This is a genomic window from Mesorhizobium sp. 131-2-1 (assembly GCF_016756535.1).
GTDB lineage: Bacteria > Pseudomonadota > Alphaproteobacteria > Rhizobiales > Rhizobiaceae > Mesorhizobium.
Map to the genome: position 1 here is coordinate 1,053,901 of NZ_AP023247.1, position 25,841 is coordinate 1,079,741.

Sequence of the window (25,841 nt, forward strand, 5' to 3'; positions counted from 1 at the left end):
TCTCAGGTCTTCGGCTTCTCGACATGGCCGCCGAAGGCATAGCGCATGGCGGAGAGCAGCTTGTCGGCGAATTCGGATTCGCCCTGCGAGGAGAAGCGGTCGAACAGCGCCGAGGACAGTACCGGCGCTGGCACGCCGGTGTCGATCGCCGCCTTCAGCGTCCAGCGGCCCTCGCCGGAGTCCGAAACGCGGCCGCCGAACTGCGTAAGCGCCGGGTCGTTCTTCAGCGCCCCGGCGGTGAGATCGAGCAGCCAGGAACCGATGACGCTGCCATGCCGCCAGACCTCGGCGACCTGCGGCAGGTCGATGTCGAATTGGTAGTATTGCGGGTTTTCCAGCGGGCTGGTCTCGGCATCGGCGGTGCGCGCCCGCTTGCCGGCATTGGCCGATTTCAGGATGTTGATGCCTTCGGCATAGGCGGCCATGACGCCGTATTCGATGCCGTTGTGGACCATCTTGACGAAATGGCCGGCGCCGCTCGGCCCGCAATGCAGGTAGCCGTACGGCGCGGTGCCGGCGTCCTTGGGCGGGCTGCTGCCGGCATCGGCGCCGGGCGCCAGCGTGGCGAAGATCGGATCGAGATGGCGTACCGCCTCGTCCGGGCCGCCGATCATCAGGCAGTAGCCACGCTCGAGGCCCCAGACGCCGCCGCTGGTGCCGACATCGACATAGTTGATGCCCTTGGCCGCGAGCTCGGCGGCCTGGTCGACGGCGTCGTGATAGTAGGAATTGCCGCCGTCGATGATGATGTCGCCGGGCTCCATCAGCGCCGCCACCTGGTCGGCGATCCTGCCGGTGATCGCCGCCGGCAGCATCAGCCAGGCGCTGCGCGGCTTCGAAAGCTTGCCGACGAATTCTTCCATCGAGGCGGCACCGATGGCGCCGTCCTTGACCAAAGCGGCGACGCTTGCCGGGTTGATGTCATAGACGACGCATTCATGGCCGTCGCGCATCAGGCGGCGCACCATGTTGGCGCCCATCCTGCCCAGTCCCATCATTCCGATTTGCATGGTTCTATCCCAGTCGCTTGAGGAAGAAGAAAACTATTGGCTATCTGGCCCTTCGACGCCGACGGTGAAGTCGACATTCTCCCAACGGCTGGTGTCGGGCCAGAAAAAAGTGAAGACGAGCGTGCTTCCCGGCTGCAGGTCGGCGACCTGCAAATCCACCAGATGGACGCCGAACGCGTTCTCGGTTGTCTTGCTGTCCACCACGGTCAGCCATTTGTCGCTGCTCCAGTGCACCACGCCGCGCGCCGCAAGCTCGACGCGCAGCATCTTGCCGGCGGGGATGGAACGGATCTTGTTGTTGAAGCGCCATATCCTGCGCGGGCAGGTGGTCCTTGCCTTGACGTAGCGCTCGACGCCTTGCGGCGGCAAGTCGAAAACGGCGCCGTCGCGCAGCGAACGCAACAGCTTGATGTGCTCGGCGTGCGCCCAGACCAGCGGCATGGCGCTGCCCGAGGGTGCGCCGCGGCGCAATTCGCGCTCCGGAATGTCGGGACCGTCCCAGACCTGCTCCGGCAGCAGGCCGCCAGGTCCGGCGGATGCCTCGAGCGTCGCGAGCAGGCTCTCCGCCCTGTCGCCGCGGCCGGCGGCGAGCTCGTAATGGGCGCGCTCGCCCGCCAGCAGCGGCCACGGACGCCCCTGGCCGGTTCCGTCGAAGGGGGCGCCGTCCTCATGCTCGCCGTAGCCGTCGCCGGTGTAGCGGTACCAGAAAGGTCCTTGCGGCAGGTCGCAGCGCAGCCTGGCGTCGATGACCTTCAAAGTGTCGACGATGCGCGGATCATCCGGGGCTCTCAGACCAAAACGCACCAGCGCCAGCGCATCCGGGCTGACGATCGCTTCGGCCTGACGGTCGCTGTCGCCGGGCGGCCGGTTCTTGATGGCGACATAGCCATCCTTGGGCGAGCCGGCGCCAGACGCATCCGGCGGCGCGATGCGGACGTAGTAGCCATTGACGCCCAGTTCGGCGCACAGCTCCGTCCCCGCGACATAGGTCCAGCGCTCGACCTGGTCGTTCCAGCAATCCGCGGTCTCGCGCATATAATTAGCCGGCTCGGCATTTCCCATGGCGTCGAATATGTCGGCGGCGGCCAGCAGGGCGGCGATCTCGACGGCCAGCGTGAACGGGCTGTAGCCGGCATCCTCTTCCCAGCGGTCCTCGCCGGTGACCGGGCCGTTGCGAACGACATAGGAGGCCGCGCTCTCGATCATCGGCACGAAGTCGGCGAGCTTGGCATGAGGCAGGTGGCCGCCGCGGCGCAACGCGTCGGCCAACAGCAGCGGAAAGGCGCATTCGTCCATCTGGATGCCCGGCCAATAGGCGGTGCCGTCGGACCAGACATTCTGCGGCCAGTGGCCGTCCGGCTGCTGGATCGAGCGCAGATAGGTCAGGATTTGCAGCGCCTGCTTGCCGTCACCGGCGGCGAGGAAACCGCCGGCCGTCTCGACCAGGTCGCGCGGCCAGACGAGATGATAGCCGCCAAGATCGTCGTCGCCCTTGTTGAAGCCCCACGGGATCGACAGGCTGGCGACGGCAGCCCCCGGCCTGGCGATCGACAGGTGCGAAGCCAGCACCGCCGTGCTGGCGCGGTAGGTGTTCAATCCCGACGCTGCATGCCGGTCGAGCTTGTGCAGCTCGGCCTGCCATTCGCGCCAGTTTTCGACATAGACCTTGGCGGCGGCCTCGAAGCCTTGCTTCAGGCTGGCAAAAGCCACGTCGGCGGCCTCTTCCGGCGAGGCTCCGAAGCCAAGCGCCAGCAGCGCCGTGTGGTCGGCGGCGGAAAAGCCGATCTCGCCGGTCAGCGCCACATTGCCGTCCTCCGCCCGGCGGCAGGCCGGATCGAGCGCGCCGCCATGCTGGAGCTGCTGCCAGCCGTCGGAGAAGCCGACATAGCCGGCCGAACAGGCGCCCCAGGCCAGCGATGAGGCAAGCGCCAGGCAAGTGCCGCGCCCGGAGGCGAACAGCACAGGCTTGCCCTTGTGCTCGCCCACCCAGGCGGTGTTGCCCATGCCGGCATTGACGAGATGCGGCGCGAGCAGCGCATAGACACGGTAATCGCTGGCCGAGCCCTTCAGCGGCGTGAATGTGATCTCCTGCAGCAGGACAGGGCGTTTCGGATCCGTAATGATCCTTTTGCCGATCCTGTACGTCCCGTCGGTCGCGGTGTTGGCCAGCCTGTAGGCGGGCACGCCGTCCTCGACGGGCGACACGTCATGCGCGGCATCGCGCTTCTCTTCGGAGAAATAGCCGCCGGGACCGGTGACAATCAGTCCCATGTCGCGCGTGCACGCCTTGTCAAGGCGCGGATAGTAGATCTCGTTGAGGATGCCGTGGCTGAGCGTGAACCAGACCGGGCTTGCCCGGGAAAGCGCGGTGCCGACGCCGCTCTTGGCGCTTGATGTCCAGCGCGCCGGTATCCCCGGGGCGCCCTGAGCAACGGTCGGCTTCACTGCCATGCATTGGCCTCCTGCCGCCGTTCCTAAACCAGGAGCCGAAGGCATTTCAACCGTCGCACCTGAAGTTGATCGCCGGCGGCGAGGGCAGGCGTCGTTGACGCGGCATCGGCAAGCGTCCACTATTTCGCCGGCAGGGAGGACTGCAGCAAATCGCGTATCGGCCGCGCTCGCCAACGAGGCGTCGTGGCGTGCCGCCTGGTTTGCGGAGATGGCGAGGGAAGAGACATGTCGGACGTATCTCCCCAGTTGATAGACCGGCTGGTCGCCATTTCCCGCGCGCTTGCCGGCCATATCGATCCGGGCTCGGCGTTCCGGGCGACGGCGATCGAAATCGGTACGCTCATTCCGCACGACCACATCGACCTGGCGGTGCTGTCGCAGGACGGCCGCATGCATGCCTGCTACGAAGCCGGCTTCCACACCAGCTGGAGCGAGCTGGCGCAGCATCCTGTCGAGGGCAGCCCGATCCGGCGCGTGCTGTGGGGCCAGACGCCCTATCTGCTGTCGGACAACGCGCTTGTCGACGAGCGCTTCCACTTTGACGGCGCCTTCGACCAGCCGATCTTCGAAGCCAGGCTGCGCAGCCGCATCATCGTGCCGCTGAGAGCGCGTGGCAGCGTCATCGGCGCGCTCAACATCAGCCGCCACGAGATCGGCTGCTACACGCAGACGGATGTGGCCGTCGCCCAGCAATGCGCCGATCTCATCGCCCCCTACATCTTTGCGCTGATCCAGACCGAGGAGGCGCGCCGCGCGATGCTCGCCGAGAGCGAGGCGCGTAACCGGGCGGAGCTGCTCAGGGTCGGCGCCTCGCAATTGACCGAAGGCATGGAGCGCGAGCGTCGCCGCATGGCCATGGACCTGCACGACCAGACGCTTGCCGACCTTGCCCGCATCGCGCGCCAGGTCTCGGCCTTCCGCAGCCGAGGGATCGCGCGGACGGCCCAGCTCGCCGACCTCGAGCAGGAGATCGCCGGCTGCCTGGCGGAGCTGCGCCACATCGTCGACGACATGCGGCCGAGCGTGCTCGAGCTGTTCGGGCTGCGCGACGCCGTCGAGGCGCATCTCAACCGCAGCGTCGCGCGGGCGAAACCGCCGATCGCGGTGCGCATCGCCGACACCAGCGACGGCAGCGCCGACAGCCTGTCGGAGACGATGCGCACGTCGCTCTACCGGATCGTGCAGGAAGCGATCAACAATGCGGTGCGGCACGCCGCACCCGGCCGGATCGAGGTGCTGCTGACCTCGACCGATAGCGTGTTCAAGGTCGTCGTCACCGATGACGGCCATGGCTGCGGCACGATCGATCCAGCGGCGCAAGGCGGCATCGGCCACATGCATACGCGGGCGGCGCTCGTCGGCGCGCGGCTGCGCTTCGAGCCGGCCGGCCGCAAGGGCGGCACCAGGGTGGTGATCGAGATCGATCGCGCGCCGGCCGACGGCAAGCCGGCCATGGCGGCGGGCGAGCCAATATCGGAGGTGGCGTGATGTTGGTCATGATCGCCGAGAATGACGGGCTGCATCGCACTTTCGCGCGCCGGACGGTGGAACAGTTGTGGCCCGGCGACGTCGAGGTGATCGAGGCCGGCGACGGCGAGGATGCCATCAACATGGCGGCCGAGCGCGAGCCGCCGCATGTCGTGCTCGACCTGCAGCTGCCCAAGGCAACGGGCATCGAGGTGGCCCGCGCCATCTGGAGCCGGCGCGCCGGCACGCACATCCTGTTCTGGTCGAACTTCGCCGACGAGGCCTATGTACGCGGCGTGGCGCGCATCGTGCCGCCCGGCTCGGTCTATGGCTATGTGCTGAAATCGGCGACCGAGGAAGGCATGCGCTCGGCGCTGCGCGGGGTCTTCCGCGAAGGCCACTGCATCATCGACCGCGAGATACGCGGCATCCAGCACCGGGTCCAGGATCGTTTCGAAGGCATCACCGACGGCGAATATGAAAGCCTGATCGACATCGCGCTCGGCCTGACCGACAGGGCGATCGCAACGCGCCGGGGCCTGTCGATCCGCGGCGCGCAAAGCCGCATCAAGCATGTCTACGACAAGCTGGGCATCGTGCCGCCGGAGGACGGTGCCGGCGAGGCCTCCGTCTTCAACTCACGCACGCGCGCAATCTACCTCGCCTTGGCGCGCGGCCTGATCAACATCGACGCGCTGCGGCGCGAGCAGGACAGGCTCGACGCTTGGCTGGCCCAGGCGGCGCCGCAGGAACAATAATCCTTGCCATCCGCGGGCTGAAGGAGGCGACTGTGCAAAACCACAGTCGGCTCTGCGCGTTGACCGGTATCGCCCGGCCCGGGCCCTGACTAGGCTCGCCCTCCACAACAAGAAAATTGCGGGAAGCGCCGATGCCGTTCGTCAACATACGGATACTCGAAGGCCATTCGCAAAAGCGCAAGGACGAGATTTCACGGCGCGTCACCGAGGCCATCAGCGAGGTCGCCGAACTGCCCAAGGATGCGATCTGGGTGGTGTTCGAGGATGTGACGAAAGGTGACTGGTTCGTCGGCGGCAAAGTCGCCAGCAAGCCGAAGCTTCCATAATGTCCACCCCGGCCAGGGTTCGCCATTCCGGCTTCGGCGATGTCGTCGGCAATGCGGCGATGGAAAGGCTCGCCACTGGCTATGGGTTCATCGAAGGGCCGGTATGGCACCCCTACGAGAAATGGCTGGTGTTCTCCGACATCCCGGAAAGCCGCATGTACAGGCGCAGCGCCTCAGGCGAGATCGAACTGTTCCGCGAGCCCAGCCACAAGGCCAATGGCAACACGCTCGACCGCCAGGGGCGGCTGGTCACCTGCGAGCACGCGACGAGCCGGGTGACCCGCGCCGAGCCGAGCGGCGCTGTTACGGTGCTGGCCACGCACTACGCGGACAAGGAACTCAACAGCCCCAACGACATCGTGGTTGCCACCGGCGGGTCGATCTACTTCACCGATCCGGGCTTTGGGCGGGTGGAATTCTACGGCGTGCCGAGGCCGCAGGAGCTGCCCTTCCAGGGCGTCTACCGTATCGACGGCAACGGCGCCCTCACCTTGCTTGCCGACGATTTCGCGCAGCCGAACGGGCTCTGCTTCTCGCTGGACGAGTCGCGCCTGTTCATCAACGACACCGAGCGGGGCCACATCAGGGTGTTCGGCGTCGAGGCCAATGGCGACCTCAATGGCGGCGCCGTCTGGGCGGCGACCGAGGGCACGGAGCCCGGATCGCCCGACGGCATGAAGATCGACAGCCGCGGCAATCTCTACTGCACTGGCCCGGGCGGCATCCACGTCTTCGACGCGTCCGGCGAGCTTCTGGGCGTCATCGCGACGCCGGAAGAGTGTGCCAATTTCACCTTCGGCGACGAGGATTTGAGGAGCCTCTACATCGCCGCGTCGACATCGCTTTACCGGCTGAGAGTCCGCGTGCCGGGGCTTAGGCTGTTCTGAGCGCGGGCGCGCTCGCATTCGAACTGGAGGCATGCCGGGGCAAAGCCGGCGATATCTGTAGCAGTCAACAACATCTGGGAGGATTATGACATGAAGAAACTACTCGTCCTGAGCGCTCTGGCGGCGATGCTCGCCTCGGGCACCGCGCTGGCCGACACCAGCGGCAAGAAGATCGCCTTCTCCAACAATTATGCCGGCAATTCTTGGCGCCAGGCGATGCTGGACAGCTACGGCATCGTCACCAAGAAGGCGGTCGAGGACAAGGTGGTCGCGGCCGCCGACGTCTTCACCACCGCCGACAAGGAAGTGCCGACCCAGGCCGCCCAGGTGCAGAACCTGATCCTGCAGGGCTACGACGCCATCGTCATCAACGCCGCCTCGCCGGACGCGCTCAACGGCGCCATCAAGCAGGCCTGCGATGCCGGCATCGTCGTCGTTTCGTTTGACGGCATCGTCACCGAGCCCTGCGCCTACCGCGTCGTCGTCGACTTCAAGGACATGGGCAAGCAGGAAGTCGAGCAGATGGCCAAGTTCCAGCCCAAGGGCGGCAACCTGCTCGAGATCCGCGGTCTCGCCGGCACCTCGATCGACGATGCCATCCATGCCGGCATCCTCGAAGGCGTTGCCGCGCATCCCGAGTTCAAGATTGTCGGCTCGGTGACCGGCGACTGGGACCAGACGACGGCGCAGAAGGCGGTGGCAACCATCCTGCCGTCGCTGCCGGACGTCGTCGGCATCGTCGACCAGGGCGGTGACGGCTACGGCGCCGCGCAAGCCTTCGCCGCCGCCGGCAAGCCGCGCCCGACCATCATCATGGGCAACCGCCAGGACGAGCTGAAATGGTGGAAGGAGCAGAAGGACAAGGACGGCTACCAGACCTGGTCGGCTTCGATCGCCCCCGGCGTCTCGTCGCTCGGCTTCTGGGTGGCGCAGCAGGTGCTCGACGGCCGCACGGACATTCCGCATGACCTTCTGGTGCCCTATCTCGCCTTCACCCAGGACGATTTCGAAGCCGCGCTGCCGAAGATCAAGGAGGGTGGTGTCGCCACGCACGAATACACGCAGGAAGACGCCATCGCGGCCATCAAAGCCAACATCAAGTGATGGTTGAACTGTTGCCGCCGGCATCGCCAACCGGATATCGTTGAGCATGCCCGCGGCAAACACCGACATCACCAGGCCAGACGGCGCCGAAAGGAATTTCGGCGCCGCCAATTTTGACATCATCAGGCTGGACGGCGCCGAAAAGCATTTCGGCGCCGTCCGGGCGCTCAGCGGCGTCGACTTCCATGTCGGAGCCGGCGAATGCGTCGGCCTCGTCGGCCATAACGGCGCTGGCAAGTCGACGCTCATGCATATGGTGGCGGGCACGCTTGTCCCCGACAGCGGCGCGATCACGGTGCGCGGCAGCGCCGAGCAGGCCTATTCGGTGCCGCGTGCGCAGCAACTCGGCATACGCTGCGTGTTCCAGGAACTGTCGCTCTGCCCGAATCTCAGCATCGCCGAGAACACGCGCGTCAACCATCCCTCGCTCACCGGTTTCGGCTGGCGGCGCAAGGCTGCCGACCTCATCACCGCCAAGCTGGACGAGATCTTTCCGGACCATGGCATCTCGGCTTCCGACATCGCCGGCGACCTGTCGATCGGCCGGCGGCAGATGGTGGAGGTGGCGCGTGCCTTCACGCTGACGCAGGATCCGCTGGCGCTGGTCATCCTCGACGAGCCGACCTCCTCGCTCGATGCGCATACGGCCGGCCAGCTGCTTGCCTACGTTCGCCGCTTCGTCGCCTCGGGCGGCAGCTGCATCCTGATCTCGCATGTGCTGGGCGAGGTGCTGCAGAACGCCGACCGCATCGTGGTGATGCGCGACGGCAAGGTCGTCGCCGCCGACGCAGCGGGCGCCTTCGACCGCGACCGGCTGGTCGCCACCATGGGCGGCGCCGAAGCGCACCAGAGGACCGCCGCCCAGACGGCGAAAGCCGAGGCCGGCCCGCTGCGGGTCAAGGCGCGGCCGGCGCGGCAGCTGGACGGCAAGGAGCTTGTCGCCCGCGCGGGTGAGATCATCGGGCTCGCCGGGCTCGCAGGCCATGGCCAGACCGATCTCCTGCTGGCGATCTTCGCCGCCGCAGCGCGTGCCCGGACCGGCATCGAGGTGACCGCGCCGGTGGCGCTGGTCGCCGGCGACCGCCAGTCGGACGGCATCTTTGCGCAATGGTCGATCGCGCAGAACATCGGCATCCGTTCGCTGGCGCGGCTGCGCAGCGGGCTCCTGATCTCGCCGCAGCGCGAGGCCGAGCTTGCCGAGTTCTGGAAGAACAAGATCGGCATCCGCACGCCCGACATGAACAACAACATCTACTCGCTGTCCGGCGGCAACCAGCAGAAGGCGCTGTTTGCCCGGGCGCTGGGCTCGGATGCCGGGATCGTGCTGATGGACGATCCGATGCGCGGCGTCGACATCGGCACCAAGCTCGAAGTCTACGACCTGGTGCGCGAGGAGGCCCGCAAGGGCCGCACCTTCCTCTGGTACACAACCGAAACCGAAGAGCTCGACAATTGCGATCACGTCTATGTCTTCAAGAACGGCCGGATCGTCGCCAATCTCGGGCGCGACGAGCTGACCGAGGAGAAGATCATCCAGTCCTCGTTCGGCGATGCGGCCTGAGATGACGGCGGCCTCGCTCGAAACCAGGCTGAAGGCATCATCGGCGGGCGGTGGCGCCGCACGCGCGCGCATGCTGCGCAGCCTGCTGCCGGCGCTGTCCCTGGCGTTGGTGCTTTTGGCGATCGCCTGGCTCAACCCGCGCGCCATCTCCTATTTCGGCTTCACCCTGATGCTCAACCTGGCGATCCCGATCGCGCTGGCAACGATCGCGCAGATGTTCGTCATAGCCGGCAATGAGCTCGATCTCTCGATCGGCACCTTCGTCGGCTTTGTCGGCTGCGTCACGGCGACCTGGCTGAAGGATGCGCCGCTCATCGGCGTGGCGGTGCTGCTGGGCTCGATCGGGGTCTACGCGCTGCTCGGCGCGCTGATCCACCTGCGCAACCTGCCCTCGATCGTGGTGACGCTCGGCATGAGCTTCGTCTGGCAGGGCCTCGCCATCCTCGTCCTGCCGAAGCCCGGCGGCAAGGCGCCCGACTGGCTGTTGTCGCTGATGGCCTTCAAGCCGCCTCTCATTCCGTTCCCGATCGTCGCCGCGCTGGTGATCGCGGCGGTGGTGCATGTCGGCCTGATGCGCACCTCCTATGGCGTCATCCTGCGCGGTTCCGGCGGCAATGCGGCGGCGTTGCGGCGCGCCGGCTGGTCGCTGCTCAGGACCAGGATCGTGCTGTTCGCGCTGACCGGCGTGTTCGGCGTGCTCTCCGGCATGGCGCTGATCGGCATCACCACCTCGGCCGACGCCAATATCGGCAATGGCTACACGCTGCTGTCGATCGCCGGCGTCATCCTCGGCGGCGGAGAATTCGTCGGCGGCCGGGTGTCGCCGATCGGTGCCGTCATCGGCGCGCTGACACTGGCACTCGCCGCCTCGCCGCTGTTGACCTTCATGCACATCCCACCCGACTGGCAGGTGGCGGCCAACGGCGCCATCCTGATCATCGTGCTGGCGGCGCGGGTGCTGATCAGCCGCAGGGAGAGGTAAGCGATGGCCTCACTGCGAATGCTGCTCGCCAAGCCGTGGATCTGGTCCTTTATCGGCGCTGCCGTGGTGTGGCTGGCAACCATCGTCTTCACCGGCGGCTATGGCGCCGGTGGCATGATCACGGCAGCCCTTTCGCTGGCCGTCTTCACCGTCATCGTCGGCGTCGGCCAGATGTTCGTCATCACGCTCGGACCCGGCAATGTCGACTTGTCGCTGCCGGCCAATATCGGGCTTGCCAGCGCCGTCGCCATGAAGGTGATGGACGGCAATGATTCCATGATCGCCGTCGGGCTGATCGCGGCGCTTGCCACAGGGGCCGCGATCGGCGCGGCCAACTATCTGCTGATCTGGGCGCTCCGCATCCCGCCGATCATCGCAACCCTGTCGGCGAGCTTCATCATCCAGTCGATCGACATCAGCTACGGGCGCGGGCTGCAGATCAAGCCGCCGCCAGGCTTCGCCGACTTCACCAACTGGCAATTCCTCGGCATTCCGGTGCTGGCGATGCTGACGGTGCTCTTCACCATAGGCGCGGCAACGGCGCTGCAGCGCATGATCTATGGCCGCTCGGTGCTGGCGATCGGCCAGAACATCCGCGCCGCCTGGCTCGCCGGCGTCAATGTCGGCCGCATCCGCTTCCTCACCTATACGTTGTCCGGCGCGCTCGGCGGCATCGACGGTGCGTTGCTCGCCGGCTATTTCCGCGGCGCCAATGTCGACATCGGCAACGAATATCTGCTGGCTTCGATCGCCGTTGTGGTCATCGGCGGCACCTCGGTCGCCGGCGGCAAGGCCAATGTGCCGGGCGTCTGGGGCGCCGGCCTGTTCCTGGTGCTGCTGCTCACCATGCTCAACACGTTCGGCGTCAGCGCCGGCGTGCGGCTGGTGCTGACCGGGCTGATCATCGTCGGGGTGATTACGGCGGCGGGTGGGGAGAAGGCGCTGCGGTAGTGCCAGGGGGCCATTGCGCCATCGCGCTGCCTGTCCGGACAAGCATTGTGCCAGCGCAACATGCGGTTCCCATTCGGGGCGCGGCCTAGTAAACCCGTTCGCGATCGCAGCCGGTCTCGGGAGGTTCCGCTTGTCCAGTTCTGTCAACGTCGCAAACGAGAACGGCGTGGCGGTGGTCATGATCGACAACCCGCCTGTCAATGCGCTCAGCTTCCATGTCCGCGAGCCGCTCTACGAGGCGCTGGCCGCGCTGCGCGACGATGCCACGGCCAAGGCCATCGTGATCGCCTGCGCCGGGCGGACTTTCGTAGCCGGCGCCGACATCACCGAATTCGGCAAGCCGGTGCAGCAGCCGGAACTGCGCGCCATCGTCGCCTTGCTGGAGACCATCGCCAAGCCGACGGTCGCCGCCATCCATGGCACGGCGCTGGGCGGCGGGCTCGAACTGGCGCTCGGCTGCCATTTCCGCGTCGCCGACCAAGGCGCCAAGCTTGGACTGCCCGAAGTAAAGCTCGGCCTGCTGCCAGGCGGCGGTGGCACGGTGCGCCTGCCGCGACTGGTCGGCGCCACGAAGGCGCTTGGCATGATCGTTTCGGGAACGCCGATTTCGGCCAGTGAGGCCAAGACGGCGGGTCTTGTCGATGCCGTCTTCGACGGCGATCTGTTGGCGGAGGGCATTCGTTTCGCTCGCGAAATGGCAGCTGCAGGCGGCCCGTTCACTCCGGTGCGCGAGCGCAACGGCCGTCTCGCCGAAACGGAGCCGGCGGCCTTCGACCGTCAGGCGGCCGAGCTTGCCAAAAAGGCGCGTGGCCTGGAGGCGCCGCTTGCCTGCATCGAGGCCGTCCGCAACGCGATCACGCTGCCGTTCGACGAGGCGTTGGCCGCCGAACGCCAGCTCTTTCTCAAGCTGGTGTCCGGTGATCAGTCGCGTGCGCAACGGCATCTGTTCTTCGCCGAGCGCGAGGCCGCGAAGGTTCCCGGCAAGGATCCGCAGAGGCGCAAGATCGCTCGCGTCGGCATCATTGGCGCTGGCACGATGGGCGGCGGCATCGCCATGGCCTTCGCCAATGGCGGCTTTCCCGTGATCTTGCTCGAGACCAGCGAAGAGGCGCTGCAGCGCGGGCTATCGATGATCGAGAAGAACTATGCCGTCTCGGTCAGCCGCGGCTCGCTCTCGGAAGAGGCCAGGCAGCAGCGGCTCGGCCTGTTCAAGGGCAGCACCGACTATGCCGACCTTGCCGATTGCGACCTGGTCATCGAGGCCGTGTTCGAGGACATGGCGGTGAAGAAGCAGGTGTTCGGCAAGTTGGACGCGGTGGCGAGGCCGGGCGCGATCCTCGCCACCAACACCTCCTATCTCGACGTCAACGAGATCGCCGCCTCGACCGCGCGCCCGCAGGATGTGCTCGGCATGCATTTCTTCTCGCCGGCCAACGTCATGAAGCTTCTGGAAATCGTGAGAGCCGAACAAACGGCGCCGGATGCGCTGGCGACGGTGGCCGAGCTGGCGCGGCGGATCGGCAAGGTGGCGGTGGTCGTCGGCGTCTGCCACGGTTTCGTCGGCAACCGCATGCTGTCCGCGCGTGGCGCGGAGAACGAATTCCTGCTCTTGGAAGGCGCGACACCCAGCCAGGTCGACAAGGCGTTCACCGATTTCGGCTGGCCGATGGGTCCGTTCCAGATGGGCGATCTCGCCGGGCTCGACATTGGCTGGCGCAACCGCAAGGCGCGCGGCCTGACGGCGGTGGTTGCCGACACGCTGTGCGAGCAAGGGCGCTTCGGCCAGAAGACCGGAAGTGGGTGGTACCGCTATGAGAGCGGCTCGCGCGAACCGGCTGCGGATTCCGACGTCGAGGAACTGATCCGCGCCAAGGCGGCCGCGCTTGGCATCGCGCGGCGCGAAATCGCCGCGGACGAGATCATCGAGCGCACGCTCTATCCGCTGGTCAACGAAGGCGCGAGGATCCTGGAGGAGGGTGTTGCAGCCCGCGCGTCCGACATCGATGTCGTCTGGGTCAATGGCTATGGCTTTCCCATCGGCAAGGGCGGACCGATGTTTTGGGCCGGACTCGAAGGCGGGGCCAGGATCGTCGAACGGCTGGAGCATTGGCATGAACGGACCGGACGACCGATCTTCGAGCCGGCGTCGCTGCTGAGGCGCTTTGCGGAGACGGGTTCGTGGGAGGGTGTGGACTGTTAAGGAAACGCCGATCGACCCTCACTTCGTCATTCTAGGGCGAAGCGAAGCGTAGACCCTAGAATCCATGCCGTGACGTCCAATTCGAGGATGCAACGGTCTAGAACAAGGGTTGACGCAGCCGTCGATCGTTCTGCGCCGTCGCTGCTCTACAGACGTCACGGCATGGATCCTATGGTCTGCGCCGCGTCGCTTCGCTCCTTGCTCCGCCATAGGATGGCGAAGCAGAGGATCGCTCTCTACCCCATCAAATTTGACCATGTGGACAAAAGTCAGACACCGTTCCATAGTCCGGTGTCTGACATTTCCTGAGAACGGCCGGCTCGACACGGCTGTCGAACAGAGGGGCACTTCCATGAAAAACGATCTTAGCAAAACGCAACGCGCCGGCCTGTCGCGGCGCACCGTGCTGGAACTCGGCGCGCTGGGTCTGGCGGCAGCCGTGCTGCCGAATGCTGCCTTCGCCAAGGACAAGAAGCTGAAGGTGGCGGCGATCTTCGCCACGCCCATCGAGGAGCCGTGGGACAACCAGATCCACGTTGCCTTGCAGAAGGCCGAGAAGGAGCTTGGCATCGAGTACAAATGGTCGGAGAAGGTGCAGACCGCCGACTTCAGCCGCGTCATGCGCGAATATGCGCAGGGCGGCTACCAGCTGGTGCTGGGCGATGCCTTCGCGGCCGAGCGCGAATCCCGAAAGACCGCCAAGCAGTTCCCGAAGACGGCCTGGCTTTTCGGCTCCGGCGCTGGTCCGGCGGAGCCCAATTTCGGCGTCTTCGACAACTGGATCCATGAGCCCGCGTATCTCTCCGGCTTGATCGCCGGCAAGATGTCGAAGTCGGGCACCGTCGGCGCGGTGGCGGCGATGGGCATTCCGGAAGTGAACCGGCTGGTCAACGCCTTCTTTGCCGGCGCCAAGGAGGTCAATCCGAACATCAAGAAGAAGGTCGCCTTCATCGGCTCCTTCTTCGATCCGCCGAAGGCCAAGGAAGCGGCCGTGGCGCAGATCGATGCCGGCGTCGACGTGATCTATGCCGAGCGCTTCGGCGTCATCGAGGCGGCGGTCGAGAAGAAAATCCTCGCCATCTCCAACATGTCCGACCAGTCGAGCCTCGGCCCGGATACGGTGATCACCGGACCGGTGTGGGACATGTACCCAACGGTCGAGCAGGCCATCAAGCTGGTCAAGGCGGGCGTGTTCACCGCGCAGGACTATGGCGACTTTTCGCGCATGGCCAAGGGCGGCTCCTTCCTGGCGCCGTACCACAAGTTCGACAAGACGCTGCCGGCCGAGGTCAAGGACCTGGTCGAGAAGAAGAAGGCCGAAATCCTGGAAGGCAATTTCCGCGTCGACGTCGACGAGAACACGCCGGTCTCGGATTGATTTTTCACCCTCCCCCTTGTGGGGAGGGTCGGTCCGCGAAGCGGAGCGGGGTGGGGGGCTTTGGCGCCGCACCCCCGCCCCGTCTCGCCAATGACGCTTCGCGTCGTTTGCTCGCCGACCCTCCCCACAAGGGGGAGGGTGCACAGCTCCACCGCCATCGCCTACCAGGAGCACCCTTGTCCGCCCCTCTGATCGAAATGCGCGGCATCACCAAGAGCTTCGGCGCCGTCAGGGCGAACGAGGCGGTCGATCTCAGCGTCGCGCCGGGTGAAATCCTCGGCCTGCTCGGCGAGAACGGCGCCGGCAAGACGACGCTGATGAACGTGCTGTTCGGCGCCTATGCGCCGGATGCCGGCGAGATCCTGGTCGACGGCAGGCCGGTGACCATCCGCAGCTCGGCCGATGCGCTGGCCGCCGGCATCGGCATGGTGCACCAGCATTTTCATCTGGCGCCGCGGCTGACGGTGTTGGAAAACCTTTTGATCGGCATTCCCGGCAAGTCCGGCCGCATCGACCGCGCCGGCGGGCTGGCGCGGCTGAAGGAGATCGGCAGCCAGCATGGGCTGAGCCTCGATCCCGCCCTGCCGGTCTCGGCGCTGTCGGTCGGCGAACAGCAGCGGCTGGAGATCATCAAGGCGCTGTTTCGCGGCGCCAAGCTGCTGATCCTCGACGAGCCGACGGCGGTGCTGGCGCCGAGCGAGGTCGATGGCCTGTTCGCTGCCTTGCGGTCGATGGCGGGCCAGGGGCTCGGCATCATCTTCATCTCGCACAAGCTCAACGAAGTCAGGGCGCTGACGCATCGCTGCGTGGTGCTGCGTCATGGTCGTGTCGCCGGCCGCGTCGACGATCCCGCCAACACGACGTCGTCCGCCATGGCGCAATTGATGTGCGGCCATGAGATCGTGCCGCCGGCCAGAGGACCCTCGACGCCGGGCGCGACGGTGCTTGCCCTCGACGGCATTTCCTCGTCGGGTCACTCCGGCACTACGCTGCAAGATGTGTCGCTGTCGGTGCGGGCGGGCGAGATCCTCGGCATCGCCGGCGTTTCAGGCAACGGCCAGCGGGCGCTGGCCGACGTCATCTCCGGCATGCTGGCGCCCGGTGCCGGCGCGATGACGATAGCCGGCAAAGCAGTCACGCAGTTCTCGCCTCGCGCGGTGCAGGCGCTCGGTCTCGGCCGCATCCCGGAAGACCGGATGACGACCGGGCTGGTGACCAACCTGCCGCTTGCCGATTCCATGGTGCTGCCGCGCATCGGCACCGAGGCGTTCAGCCGTAAAGGGCTGCTCAATCCCGGCGCCATCCGCGCCTTCGCCGAGGAGCAGATCAAGGCCTATGACATACGCTGCCCTGGGCCGATGACGCGCGCCGGCGCGCTGTCCGGCGGCAATCTGCAGAAGGCGCTTTTGGCTCGCGAGCTCGCCTTCGATCCGAAGGTGCTGATCGTCTCGCAGCCGACACGCGGGCTCGACATCGGCGCCGCCCGCTTCATCCACGAGAAGTTCCTTGCCATGCGCGCCAAGGGCTGCGGCATCGTCGTCATCGGCGAAGACCTTGAGGAATTGCTGATGCTCTCCGACCGCATCGCGGTGATGTATGAGGGCCGTATCGCCGGAACGCTCGCCAGCGCGGACGCCAGCGTCGCAAGGCTCGGCCTGATGATGACCGGCGCGGAGGGGCACGCCTGATGTTTCGCCTGGAAGCCCGCACCTCGACGCCTGCCTGGTTCAACCTCGCGCTGCCGCTGCTCGCGATCGGGGCGACGCTCATTCTGTGCAGCGGCCTGATCGCCATCGCCGGCGCCGGTGTGGTCGAGGCCTATGGTGTGATGCTCTCGGCCTCGCTCGGCGACAGCTATGCCATCACCGAAACGCTGGTGCGCGCCGCACCGATGATCTTCACCGGTCTCGCCGTGGCGGTCGCCTTCCGGGCAAAATTCTGGAACATCGGCGCCGAAGGCCAGTTGCTGGCGGGTGCGGTTGCAAGCTGCGCCGTCGGCGCCATCCCCATGCCGGGTTACCTCGCCATGCTTTTGATGGCGGTTGCCGGCGCGGCCGCCGGCGCCGTTGTGGCGCAGGTGCCGGCGACGCTGCGCGTCAAATTCAAGGTCGACGACGTGGTCAGCTCGCTGCTGCTCAACTCGGTCATCTACTATGCGCTGATGGCGCTGATCGAAGGGCCGTGGAAGGACAGCTTCAGCGGCTATCCGATCTCGCCGCCGATCGAGGATGCCGCCAATTTCCCGGTGCTGATCGAGGGCACGCGGCTGCATCTCGGCGTCATCGTGGCGCTGGTCGCGGCGCCCTTGATCTGGTTCCTGATCGCGCGCACCACGCTGGGCTTCCGGATCCGCGTCACCGGCGAGAATCCGGAGGCGGCGCGCTATGGCGGCATCAACGTGCAGCGCGTGCTGTTGTCGACGGCGCTGCTCACCGGCGCGCTGGCCGGGCTCGCCGGTGTCGGCGAGGTCGGTGGCGTCCACTTCCAGGTGATGAGCGATATTTCGCCCGGCTATGGCTATTCCGGCATCGTCGTCGCGATGCTGGCCAGGCTCAACCCGCTCGGCGTGGTGCCGGCGGCGATCTTCCTTGCCGCCGTCATGACCGGCGCCGAGGCGATGTCGCGGGCGACCGGCGTGCCGGCATTCCTCAGCGACGTCATCCAGGGCACGGCGCTGCTCGCCATGCTGGTGGCGCTGCTGTTCACCGCCTACCGCGTCCGCCGTGTCGGAGCCTCCCGATGAGCGCGGTGTTCGAGCAGATCTTCCAGGTCGGCTTCCTCGCCGCCATCATCCGCATCGCCACGCCGTTGGCCTTCGCCACGCTCGGCGAAATGTTCTCCGAACGGGCCGGCGTGCTCAATCTCGGCATCGAGGGCATCATGCTGTTGTCGGCGATGGCCGGCTTCACCGCCACCAGTCTCAGCGGCAGCCTGTGGCTGGGCGTCTTGGTCGCGGTGCTCACCGGCGCGCTGATGGGTGCAGTGCATGCGCTGTTCACGGTGGCGCTGGGCCTCAGCCAGCATGTCTGTGGCATCGGCGTGACGCTGTTCTGCTCCGGGCTTGCCTATTTCCTCTACCGGCTGATCTTCGGCCAGCAATCGGTGCCGCCGAGCATCAAGGGTTTTCAGCCGGTGCCGATCCCGCTGCTTTCGGACATCCCGATCCTGGGCCCGGCGGTGTTCAACCAGTTTGCGCTGGTCTATCTGGCGATCATCGCCGTTCCGCTCGCCGCCTTCGTGCTCTACCGCACGCCGTGGGGACTGTCGGTGCGCATGGTCGGCGAAAATCCGCGCGCCGCCGACTCGGCTGGCGTCAGCGTGATTGGCACGCGTTTCCAGGCGGTGATCCTCGGCGGTGCGCTGATGGGTCTAGCCGGCGCGTTCCTGACCATGGCGCAGTTCAACGCCTTCACCTTCGGCGTCGTCTCGGGGCGCGGCTGGGTGGCGATCGCGCTGGTGGTGTTCGGCCGCTGGGATCCGTGGCGCTCGGCGGGCGCTGCGCTGTTGTTCGCCTTCGTCGATGCGCTGCAACTGCGCATGCAGGCGAGCGGGCTCGGCCACATCCCCTACGAAGCGTTCCTGATGCTGCCCTTCATCTTCACCATCGTCGCCATGGCCGTCATGTCGCGCAACGCGGTGGCGCCCTCGGCGCTGCTCAAGCCATTTCGACGGGAAGAACGGTAGAGGAGCAGGACTTGGTGCCTTTCCTCTCCCTCCGGAGGGGGGAGAGGTGGCGCTGCGAAGCAGCGACGGAGTGGGGGAACCACCTTGCAACCGTCGCCAACGGACACGCAATAATCTTCCTGCACTGCGCCAAGGGTCGACCCCCACTCCGTCGAGTTGCGCTCGACACCTCTCCCCCGATCGACGGGGGAGAGGAAGGGCGCCAAGCCTTGGATACTCACATCGCCGTAAAGGCGTTGTCTACGAACAGATGGGCGCCGTTGACGAAGCTGGATTCATCGCTGGCCAAAAACAGCGCCGCCTTCGCCACCTCCTCCGGCTCGCCGATGCGGCCCTGCTGGGCGGCAAGTGCCGCGTCCGAAACATCAACGCCGAGCTTGCCGAGGTCGGCCACCTCGCGCAGCCCGTGCGGCGTGCGGATGAAGCCGGGGCAGACGGCGTTGCAGCGGATGTTGCGATCGCGAAACTCGACCGCGATGGCGCGCGCGAACATGTGGCAGGCGCCCTTGGTGGTGTCGTAGAGCACCTCGTTCGGGGTCGCGGCCACCGCCGAGATCGACGAGGTGCAGACGATCGAACCGCCGCCGGCGGCGATCATGCCGGGCAGCACGGCGCGCGTCATCAGGAACATCGAGCGCACATTGACCGCATGCAGCCAGTCCCATTCCGTGAGCGTCGTCTCCAGGAACGGCTTTATCACGATGGTGCCGGCGTGGTTGAACAGCACTGTGACAGGACCGAGCTTTGCCGTCGCCGCCTTCACCGCTGCCTCGACCTGCGTCTCGTCGGAAACATCCGCCACGAAATGTTCCACGACGTGGCCGCGGGCGCGGATCGCCGCCGCGGTGGCTGCCGCCGCGTCGCCGTTGCGGTCGACGATCGCCACCTTGGCGCCTTCCGCCGCGAACAGCTCGGAAGCCGCCCCGCCCATGCCCGTCGCGCCGCCCGAAATGATCGCGACCTTGCCCGCCAGCCTTCCGCCCATGCTTTCTCTCCCTCTGATCTGATGCTTCACGCGTGAACCGGCGACGATGCTATCCTCCATGCGCCGGATGGCCAAGCGTGCCGCCAGGTACCAGGGGTTCCTTTTTCGGCGGTCTCTTGCCCGAACGCTGGCCGCTTGGTCCGCTCCAAGCCACGATCCCGTCTGATCTCCTTCGAGCCGATTTCCCCAGTCGAGGGCGATACAGAAAAGCCAAACCTATTTTCGGAGCACCAGGAGAAATTCGTTCTGCATGCTCCGAAAAAATAGCAATCGACAAAGTCTACTGATTTTATAGATTAATGGCCGAGATGGAGGCCGACATGTCCTATTACCAGAACGCCCAGACAGACCGCAGAGGCCAGGCCGTCGGCCAGAGCTGGCGGCCGGCCTATGGCGGCGCTTTCGCCTATCTCGTTTTCGCCCTTGCGTTCGTGTTCACCGGGGCAGTCGTGCTGGGCCTCATTCCCTGAGGCACGGCAACCAAGGGGTGGCGGCCTAACGCTTTCAGGCAACCGGAGTTGAGTGAGCTGCATCCGCGGCGCGTTTTCGCGCGCTTTGTGGCTGCGATATGCGATTCCAAACGTGATGGAGGAGATGGCAATGCCGATCAAGTTCACGCATGTTCCGGGCAAGTCTGCCAATGGCGGCTTCTTCTACGATTTCGCCGAAACGGCGACGAAACTGTCGCTGATCGAGGACGTCGGCTTCCAGAAGATCGTCGTCGACGATCCGGCCGGCCTGCTCACCAACATGGATATCGCCGCTCAGGGGCTCGAGCGCACCGCGTCGCTGGAGGTGGTGCTGACCCACTGGGCCGGCGTGGTCGAGCCAACTGTGGCGGCCAGGCAGCTTGCGGCGCTGAGCGCCAAGAGCGGCGGCCGGCTGTCACTCAGGATGCTGAGCGAGCCGCTCAGCGACGAGGATGCCGAGGCGCGCCCGGTCGGGCACACCGCGGTGTGGCAGCGCATCGACGAATATCTGGTGTTGTTGAAGCGGCTGTGGTCGAACGACAGGCCGTTCGACCATGAAGGCGCTTTCTACAGCGTCAAAGGCGGCTATGTGCCCCGCAAGGGCCCACACGGCGCCGACGTGACGATCCGGCTTGGCGGCCAGTCCGGAACGGCGCTCAGGGTCGCCGGCCGGCACGCGGATGTCTTCGAACTGTCCGCCGGTTCGCCTGACGAGGTCGGCCAGTTGATCGAGCGCGTGCGCGCCGCCGCCGCCGAACATGGAAGGGCCGGCAAGCTGCGCTTCGCGCTGCCCGTGCGCATCCGTTCGCAAAAGGATGCCGTCGTCGCCGATCACAAGGCGGTCGAGGTTTCCCGGTCGCCGGCCGAGATCGCGCTGGCGCTGCTGCCTTATGCGGCGCTCGGCATCCGCGAATTCATGATCGCCGGCATCGACAGGCCGCGCGAGATCGCGACGGTGGGGCGCGAGGCTGTCACGCTCATCAGCAATTCGCTGGCGCGCCGCGAGGCCGAAGCGCCGCAGCCCGGCGCTTTCGCCAGGCGTTTGCCGCCGGAATCCCGCGCGCCGGTCTGACCGGACCGCCAGACCTTCAGCGCGGTTTGCCGGCAAGCCGCGCAAGCGCCTCGATGACGGCGTCTGAATCAGCGAGAGCGCCGAAGACGCCGTCCTCCACCGTCACCATGTGCAGTGCAGCCTGATGCGCCCGTCTGTCGCCGCTGGCGCAGGCATCGGAGATTGTCAGGCACTGGAAGTTGCGGTCGCAGGCCTCACGCAGCGTGGTGTGCACGCAGACGTCGGTGGTGCAGCCGGTGAACAGAAGATGCGAGATGCCGCGTGCGCGCAGGACCAGTTCGAGGTCGGTATAGGTGAAGGCGCCGTTGCAGGTCTTGTCGACGACGATGTCCCGCGGCTCGACCTCGATGTCGGCGACGATCTGGAAGCCCGGGCTGGAGCGCAGCAGTATGTCGGTGCCGTCGAGGCCCGCCCGCTTGCGGCGCCATTTCTCGTAGGGCGTCATGTCGGCCATGTCGGCGCGGTAGCCTTGCCTGGTGTGCACGATGGTCAGGCCGGCGGCGCGGGCTGCCGCGATCAGGCGGTTGACCGCCGGCAGGATCGCCCTGAGCGGCGAAGGGTCATATCCCTTTCTGGCGAAATAGCCCGTCGGCGACAGGAAATCCTCCTGCAGGTCGATAACCAGCAACGCGGTGTGTTCCGGCACCAGCCGGCCGTCATAGGGAAAATCGAACGGGATCGCCTTGATCATCGGCCGCCTGCCTCGCGCTGCCGCCATCGTGATCCGAGATGGTGGCGCAGTCCAGAGGTCGGCAGGCAACCGTTTGTAGGATCATCGCACCCGGGACGAGGGCAAGGCGCCACGTTGCCGACGAAGCCTGGTCCTGTCGCTTCGCTGACGTCACATATTTAGTTGAGTCAAAAAGTCATCTTTATAGTTGACTAGCAAACTCATGTTTCATAGTCAACCACCGATGGCAGTAGCAAACCGGTTGCCGGCGATCGCGCAAGTCCGAGTTGCAGAAAGGCCAGAGCGTGGCTGGAGTTCAGACTGCCTTCGGTTACGTGCAATGATGAAGCGAGGACGAAGCGTGTCCAGACATGGTCTTTTGGCGGCGCTGGCCGCATCGTTCATCCTGTCGGCCGGCGCGGGCACGGCGCAGCAACAGCCGGCAACGCCAGCTCCTGCCTTGCAGTCGGTCCAAGCCCCCGCCACGCAGGCGCCGGCGGCACCCGCCACGCAGGCGCCGGCGGCACCCGCCACGGCGGCGCCTGTCACAACCACTCCTGCCATTGCCGTTCCCGCTGCACCGCAGCCGGCCAATCAGCCCGCTCCGCCCGCCGGCGGTGAGCCGTCGGCAGCGATTGCGCTGACGCTGCCGCACGATTTGTCGCCCTGGGGCATGTTCATGGCCGCCGACATCATCGTCAAGGCGGTGATGGTCGGCCTCGCCTTCGCATCGCTGGTCACCTGGACAATTTGGCTGGCCAAATCGCTGGAGATCCTCGCCGGCAAGTTGAGAGCCCGCCGCGCCGCGCAGGCGATCGGCAATGCCGCGACGCTGATGCAGGCCGGGCGCGCGCTCGGCCACAACAATGGCCCCGGCGCGCTGCTGGTGCGGGCGGCCGAGGAAGAGGCGGCGCTTTCGGCCGGCGCGCTCGGCCACGTCTCAGGCGATGGCCTGAAGGAGCGCGTCACCTCGCGGCTGTCGCGCATCGAGGCGGCGGCGGCGCGGCGCATGTCGCGCGGCACCGGCCTGCTCGCGACGATTGGCTCGACCGCGCCCTTCGTCGGCCTGTTCGGCACGGTGTGGGGCATCATGAACGCCTTCATCGGCATCTCGCAGGCGCAGACCACCAATCTGGCGGTGGTGGCGCCCGGCATCGCCGAGGCACTGCTCGCCACCGCCATGGGCCTGGTCGCGGCGATCCCGGCGGTGGTCATCTACAATGTCTTTGCCCGCTCCATAGCCGGCTACCGGCAGATCCTCGCCGATGCCGCCGCCTGCGTGGAGCGGCTGGTCAGCCGCGATCTCGATTTCCGCACCGTGCCGCCGGCAGGCACGATCGCGGCGGAGTGAGCGGTCATGGCGGCGCGGATTCGCGAAACGGCCGGCGACGATCTCGAGGAAAGCCACGAGATCAACGTCACCCCGTTCATCGATGTCATCCTGGTGCTCCTGATCATCTTCATGGTCGCCGCACCGCTAGCGACCGTCGATGTCAATGTCGACCTGCCGGGCTCGACGGCAACGCCGGCGCCACGCCCCGAGACGCCGCTGTTCCTGACGCTGAAGAGCGATCTTACGCTCGCCATCGGCAATGACAGCGTGCCGCGCGCCATGTTCGCCGCCACGCTCGACGGCCGCGCCAAGGGCGACAAGCAGACGCGCATCTTCCTGCGCGCCGACAAGACGGTCGGCTATGGCGAGCTGATGGAGGTGATGAACCTGCTGCGTGCCGCCGGCTATCTCAAGATCGCGCTGGTCGGCCTGGAGACACTGCCTTCGGCCGGCGCGCCAGAGCCGCTAGGAAGTCAGCCGGGCGGAAGCCAGCTGACAGGCACGGCACCATGACCGGCGCAGCGGCCGCCTTGTCCGGGATCGGTCAGCCGCGGTTCGGCGCGCGCGAGACCGGCCTGTGGGCCGGTGCTGCCGCCCTGATCCTGGTCGCGCATGTGGCGGTCGCCTACGCCGTGCAGAATTTCAGCCTGGCCGAGGCTCCGGACGGTGGGCCACCACCGGCGCTGGCGATCGAGATGTCGCCGCTGGTGATCGCTCCCGCCGTGCAGGAAGCGGCGTTGGTTCCGGACGCGGTGACACCCGACCAGGCCGAGCCAGTCGAAGAGACGGTCGCCGAAGTGAAACCGGTGATCGAGCCGGCGCCCGAGCCAGTCACCGACGAGCCGGTCCAGGCCGACGAGACCGCACCGTCGGCGCCCGCCGTGGCCGCGTTGAGCGAGCCGCCGCCGCTGGAGGTTCCGGACGTCGTCGAGACGGTGGCGCCCGACGTCGTCATCCCACAACCGAAGCCGGTGGAAGCGCCTGTCGAGCCCAAGGCAGAGAAGCCCGTCGAAGCCAAAGCGAAGAAACCTGTCGACAAGCCGAAGCCGCGGCCGAAGAAGGAAAAGCCGGCGCCGGCCAGGACCGCTATGGCGGCCAGCGTCGACGCCCGGCCGGCCGCGCGCGCGGTGGCGCCGAAGTCCGCCGAGGGCGCGCCGCGATCCAGCGCCAGCCCGGCGCGCTGGAATTCCAGCCTGGCGGCGTGGATCAAGCGGCACACGCGCTATCCGAGCGCGGCACGGTCGAGGCGGGCCGAAGGCAGCCCGAACGTGACCTTCACGGTCGATTCCTCGGGCCGGGTGGTTTCCGCCCGGCTGGCGCGCTCCTCCGGCCACGCCGACCTCGACCACGCCGCGCTCGGCGCCCTGCAGGGCGCCTCGGTGCCGGTGCCGCCACCCGAGCTCGGCGCCCGCGTGACCCGCACCGCGCCTTTTGTCTTCAGCCTGCGGGACTAGGCGTCAAACAATGTCATCGTGGCGGCGTGTCGTGTCGCCCATGGCTCTCATGCTTGCCTGGACCTTCCTTGCCGGCCTCGGGGTGGGCGCGGGGCGGAAGGGTGTCCATCAGGTTTCTGACCTTGGCGTTGTTGTGCGCATCGATGATCGCGCGGCCAAAATGGACCAGGATTGCGAGCACTGACATTTGCGCTTTCCTCCGTTGGGACGGCTGCTGCGCGCCGTCGGAATGGCGATAGATGCGCCGGGTCTGTTTCGCGGGGATGGCACGGAAAACGGCGGGCTGTTACCGAAATCATCGACCTGGAAACATTTGCCTACGAATGATTTAGTTCGTTTCGCCTAGAGCGATTCAGCTGTTCGACAGAATCGCCGACCAGCTCCAGTTTTTTGCTTTTACGCAATTCCGGACGGAAAAACCGCTACGCCCATTTCCTGGAATTGCTCCAGCCGAAACGGCAACGCGCGACCAGCTCTACGAACGGTGAACAAGCACAGGGATATTGCTGTGCGTCAGCACCTTGAGCGTTACGCTTCCGAGGAGCACTGCCGATATCCCGCTTCGCCGATGCGATGCCATGACGATGAGATCGCAGCCCCTTGCCTCAGCCGTTTCGATGATAGCTGCGAAGCGATGCTCATGCTCGATGTGGACGGTCTCGAAGGACACCTGACTGGCTGCCGCGACGGCTGCGGCGGAAGCGAGATACTCCTCCGGCTTTCCATGCAAAAGCTCATGAACGAATTCGGCCGCCCCAGGGATCTCGACGACCGGCGTGGGGTCGGATGCGATCGAATGCAACGGGGCTTCCACCGTAAGAATAGTTACTTTTGCATTCAGGGCGGCGGCGAGGCTAACGCCGTGCGCAACGGTATTCTTGGATTTTTCCGAGCCATCGATGGGTATCAGGATATGATGATACATGTTGCGCCACGCGGATCGAATTCAGTGTCCCCAAATTTGGGCGACAGCCAATTATGCCACATTATTCGCGAGGATCGCAGCTTGCGGTCGCGCAGGCTGCCAGCCCGCCCGCCCAAAGTGGCATAGTAGCTTAGCTCTGTAGCCAAGCCGCTGTGACAGCTCCATTGCTTCGC

General features: G+C 66.3%; 24 protein-coding genes. 18 read left to right on the forward strand and 6 right to left on the reverse strand.

From position 1 onward, the window contains the following. Positions 1–2: 2 nt before the first annotated feature. Both gnd and JG743_RS05155 read right to left on the reverse strand, forming a co-directional pair. On the reverse strand, positions 3–1,010 hold the full coding sequence (gene gnd, locus JG743_RS05150; RefSeq protein ID WP_202298755.1) for a phosphogluconate dehydrogenase (NAD(+)-dependent, decarboxylating): 1,008 nt from the start codon (positions 1,008–1,010) through the stop codon (positions 3–5). A 33-nt stretch (positions 1,011–1,043) separates the two neighbouring features. Further along, positions 1,044–3,461 (reverse strand): glucan 1,4-alpha-glucosidase, encoded by a 2,418-nt coding sequence (locus JG743_RS05155; protein WP_202298756.1) that lies wholly within the window; start codon positions 3,459–3,461, stop codon positions 1,044–1,046. A gap of 225 nt (positions 3,462–3,686) precedes the next feature. Between JG743_RS05155 and JG743_RS05160 the strand changes: the two genes are divergently transcribed. The 13 genes from JG743_RS05160 (at position 3,687) to JG743_RS05220 (ending at position 18,759) form a co-directional block, all read left to right on the forward strand. After that, entirely contained in the window at positions 3,687–4,949 is a 1,263-nt protein-coding gene (locus JG743_RS05160) for a GAF domain-containing sensor histidine kinase (protein WP_202298757.1), read from the forward strand. Beyond that, positions 4,949–5,686, forward strand: a complete 738-nt coding sequence (locus tag JG743_RS05165; protein ID WP_202298758.1) for a response regulator transcription factor — start codon at positions 4,949–4,951, stop codon at positions 5,684–5,686. Before JG743_RS05160 ends, JG743_RS05165 begins: the two co-directional genes overlap by 1 nt. A gap of 131 nt (positions 5,687–5,817) precedes the next feature. Continuing rightward, a complete protein-coding gene (locus JG743_RS05170) occupies positions 5,818–6,012 on the forward strand; it encodes a tautomerase family protein (protein WP_202298759.1) in 195 nt (64 codons plus the stop codon). Further along, positions 6,012–6,899, forward strand: coding sequence for an SMP-30/gluconolactonase/LRE family protein (locus JG743_RS05175; protein ID WP_202298760.1), 888 nt, complete (start codon positions 6,012–6,014; stop codon positions 6,897–6,899). Before JG743_RS05170 ends, JG743_RS05175 begins: the two co-directional genes overlap by 1 nt. 90 nt (positions 6,900–6,989) lie before the next feature. Continuing rightward, a complete protein-coding gene (locus tag JG743_RS05180) occupies positions 6,990–8,003 on the forward strand; it encodes an ABC transporter substrate-binding protein (RefSeq protein ID WP_202298761.1) in 1,014 nt (337 codons plus the stop codon). Between the two features lie 46 nt (positions 8,004–8,049). Continuing rightward, positions 8,050–9,564 carry a sugar ABC transporter ATP-binding protein gene (locus JG743_RS05185; RefSeq protein WP_202298762.1) on the forward strand — a complete coding sequence of 505 codons (1,515 nt, stop codon included), beginning with the start codon at positions 8,050–8,052 and terminating at the stop codon, positions 9,562–9,564. A 1-nt stretch (position 9,565) separates the two neighbouring features. Continuing rightward, the gene (locus tag JG743_RS05190) at positions 9,566–10,546 is read left to right on the forward strand and encodes an ABC transporter permease (RefSeq protein ID WP_202298763.1); all 981 of its coding nucleotides are present in this window, start codon (positions 9,566–9,568) and stop codon (positions 10,544–10,546) included. Between the two features lie 3 nt (positions 10,547–10,549). Further along, a complete protein-coding gene (locus JG743_RS05195) occupies positions 10,550–11,497 on the forward strand; it encodes an ABC transporter permease (protein ID WP_202298764.1) in 948 nt (315 codons plus the stop codon). A gap of 130 nt (positions 11,498–11,627) precedes the next feature. After that, positions 11,628–13,697 carry a 3-hydroxyacyl-CoA dehydrogenase NAD-binding domain-containing protein gene (locus JG743_RS05200; protein WP_202298765.1) on the forward strand — a complete coding sequence of 690 codons (2,070 nt, stop codon included), beginning with the start codon at positions 11,628–11,630 and terminating at the stop codon, positions 13,695–13,697. A 352-nt stretch (positions 13,698–14,049) separates the two neighbouring features. Then, positions 14,050–15,075 carry a BMP family protein gene (locus tag JG743_RS05205; protein ID WP_202298766.1) on the forward strand — a complete coding sequence of 342 codons (1,026 nt, stop codon included), beginning with the start codon at positions 14,050–14,052 and terminating at the stop codon, positions 15,073–15,075. A gap of 176 nt (positions 15,076–15,251) precedes the next feature. Next, complete coding sequence (locus JG743_RS05210; protein ID WP_202298767.1) at positions 15,252–16,763, forward strand: ABC transporter ATP-binding protein; 1,512 nt, start codon at positions 15,252–15,254, stop codon at positions 16,761–16,763. Continuing rightward, positions 16,763–17,818 (forward strand): ABC transporter permease, encoded by a 1,056-nt coding sequence (locus tag JG743_RS05215; protein WP_202298768.1) that lies wholly within the window; start codon positions 16,763–16,765, stop codon positions 17,816–17,818. Before JG743_RS05210 ends, JG743_RS05215 begins: the two co-directional genes overlap by 1 nt. Further along, complete coding sequence (locus JG743_RS05220) at positions 17,815–18,759, forward strand: ABC transporter permease (protein WP_202298769.1); 945 nt, start codon at positions 17,815–17,817, stop codon at positions 18,757–18,759. The genes JG743_RS05215 and JG743_RS05220 overlap by 4 nt, the downstream gene beginning before the upstream one ends. Positions 18,760–18,976: 217 nt before the next feature. On the opposite strand, the gene JG743_RS05225 is transcribed toward JG743_RS05220, so the two are convergent. Continuing rightward, positions 18,977–19,744, reverse strand: coding sequence for an SDR family NAD(P)-dependent oxidoreductase (locus tag JG743_RS05225; RefSeq protein ID WP_202298770.1), 768 nt, complete (start codon positions 19,742–19,744; stop codon positions 18,977–18,979). Between the two features lie 320 nt (positions 19,745–20,064). Here JG743_RS05225 and JG743_RS05230 point away from each other — a divergent pair, with 320 nt between their 5' ends. Together JG743_RS05230 and JG743_RS05235 are read left to right on the forward strand one after the other, a co-directional pair. Beyond that, entirely contained in the window at positions 20,065–20,214 is a 150-nt protein-coding gene (locus tag JG743_RS05230) for a hypothetical protein (protein ID WP_202298771.1), read from the forward strand. A gap of 130 nt (positions 20,215–20,344) precedes the next feature. Next, positions 20,345–21,286 carry an LLM class flavin-dependent oxidoreductase gene (locus JG743_RS05235; RefSeq protein ID WP_202298772.1) on the forward strand — a complete coding sequence of 314 codons (942 nt, stop codon included), beginning with the start codon at positions 20,345–20,347 and terminating at the stop codon, positions 21,284–21,286. A gap of 16 nt (positions 21,287–21,302) precedes the next feature. Here the strand turns inward: JG743_RS05235 and JG743_RS05240 are convergent, their stop codons facing one another. Next, a complete protein-coding gene (locus JG743_RS05240) occupies positions 21,303–21,977 on the reverse strand; it encodes a cysteine hydrolase family protein (protein ID WP_202298773.1) in 675 nt (224 codons plus the stop codon). Positions 21,978–22,317: 340 nt separating this feature from the next. On the opposite strand from JG743_RS05240, the gene exbB reads away from it, so the two are divergent. The 3 genes from exbB to JG743_RS05255 are packed head-to-tail and all read left to right on the forward strand — an operon-like array spanning position 22,318 to position 24,743. Then, positions 22,318–23,307 carry a tonB-system energizer ExbB gene (exbB, locus tag JG743_RS05245; RefSeq protein ID WP_244673066.1) on the forward strand — a complete coding sequence of 330 codons (990 nt, stop codon included), beginning with the start codon at positions 22,318–22,320 and terminating at the stop codon, positions 23,305–23,307. 6 nt (positions 23,308–23,313) lie between these two features. Then, positions 23,314–23,802, forward strand: a complete 489-nt coding sequence (exbD, locus tag JG743_RS05250; RefSeq protein WP_202298774.1) for a TonB system transport protein ExbD — start codon at positions 23,314–23,316, stop codon at positions 23,800–23,802. Further along, a complete protein-coding gene (locus JG743_RS05255) occupies positions 23,799–24,743 on the forward strand; it encodes an energy transducer TonB family protein (RefSeq protein WP_202298775.1) in 945 nt (314 codons plus the stop codon). Before exbD ends, JG743_RS05255 begins: the two co-directional genes overlap by 4 nt. A 13-nt stretch (positions 24,744–24,756) precedes the next feature. Here the strand turns inward: JG743_RS05255 and JG743_RS05260 are convergent, their stop codons facing one another. Then, complete coding sequence (locus JG743_RS05260; RefSeq protein WP_202298776.1) at positions 24,757–24,930, reverse strand: hypothetical protein; 174 nt, start codon at positions 24,928–24,930, stop codon at positions 24,757–24,759. Positions 24,931–25,218: 288 nt separating this feature from the next. Continuing rightward, positions 25,219–25,668: a universal stress protein gene (locus JG743_RS05265; RefSeq protein ID WP_202298777.1), complete on the reverse strand. Its 450-nt coding sequence runs from the start codon at positions 25,666–25,668 to the stop codon at positions 25,219–25,221. Positions 25,669–25,841: the final 173 nt, after the last annotated feature.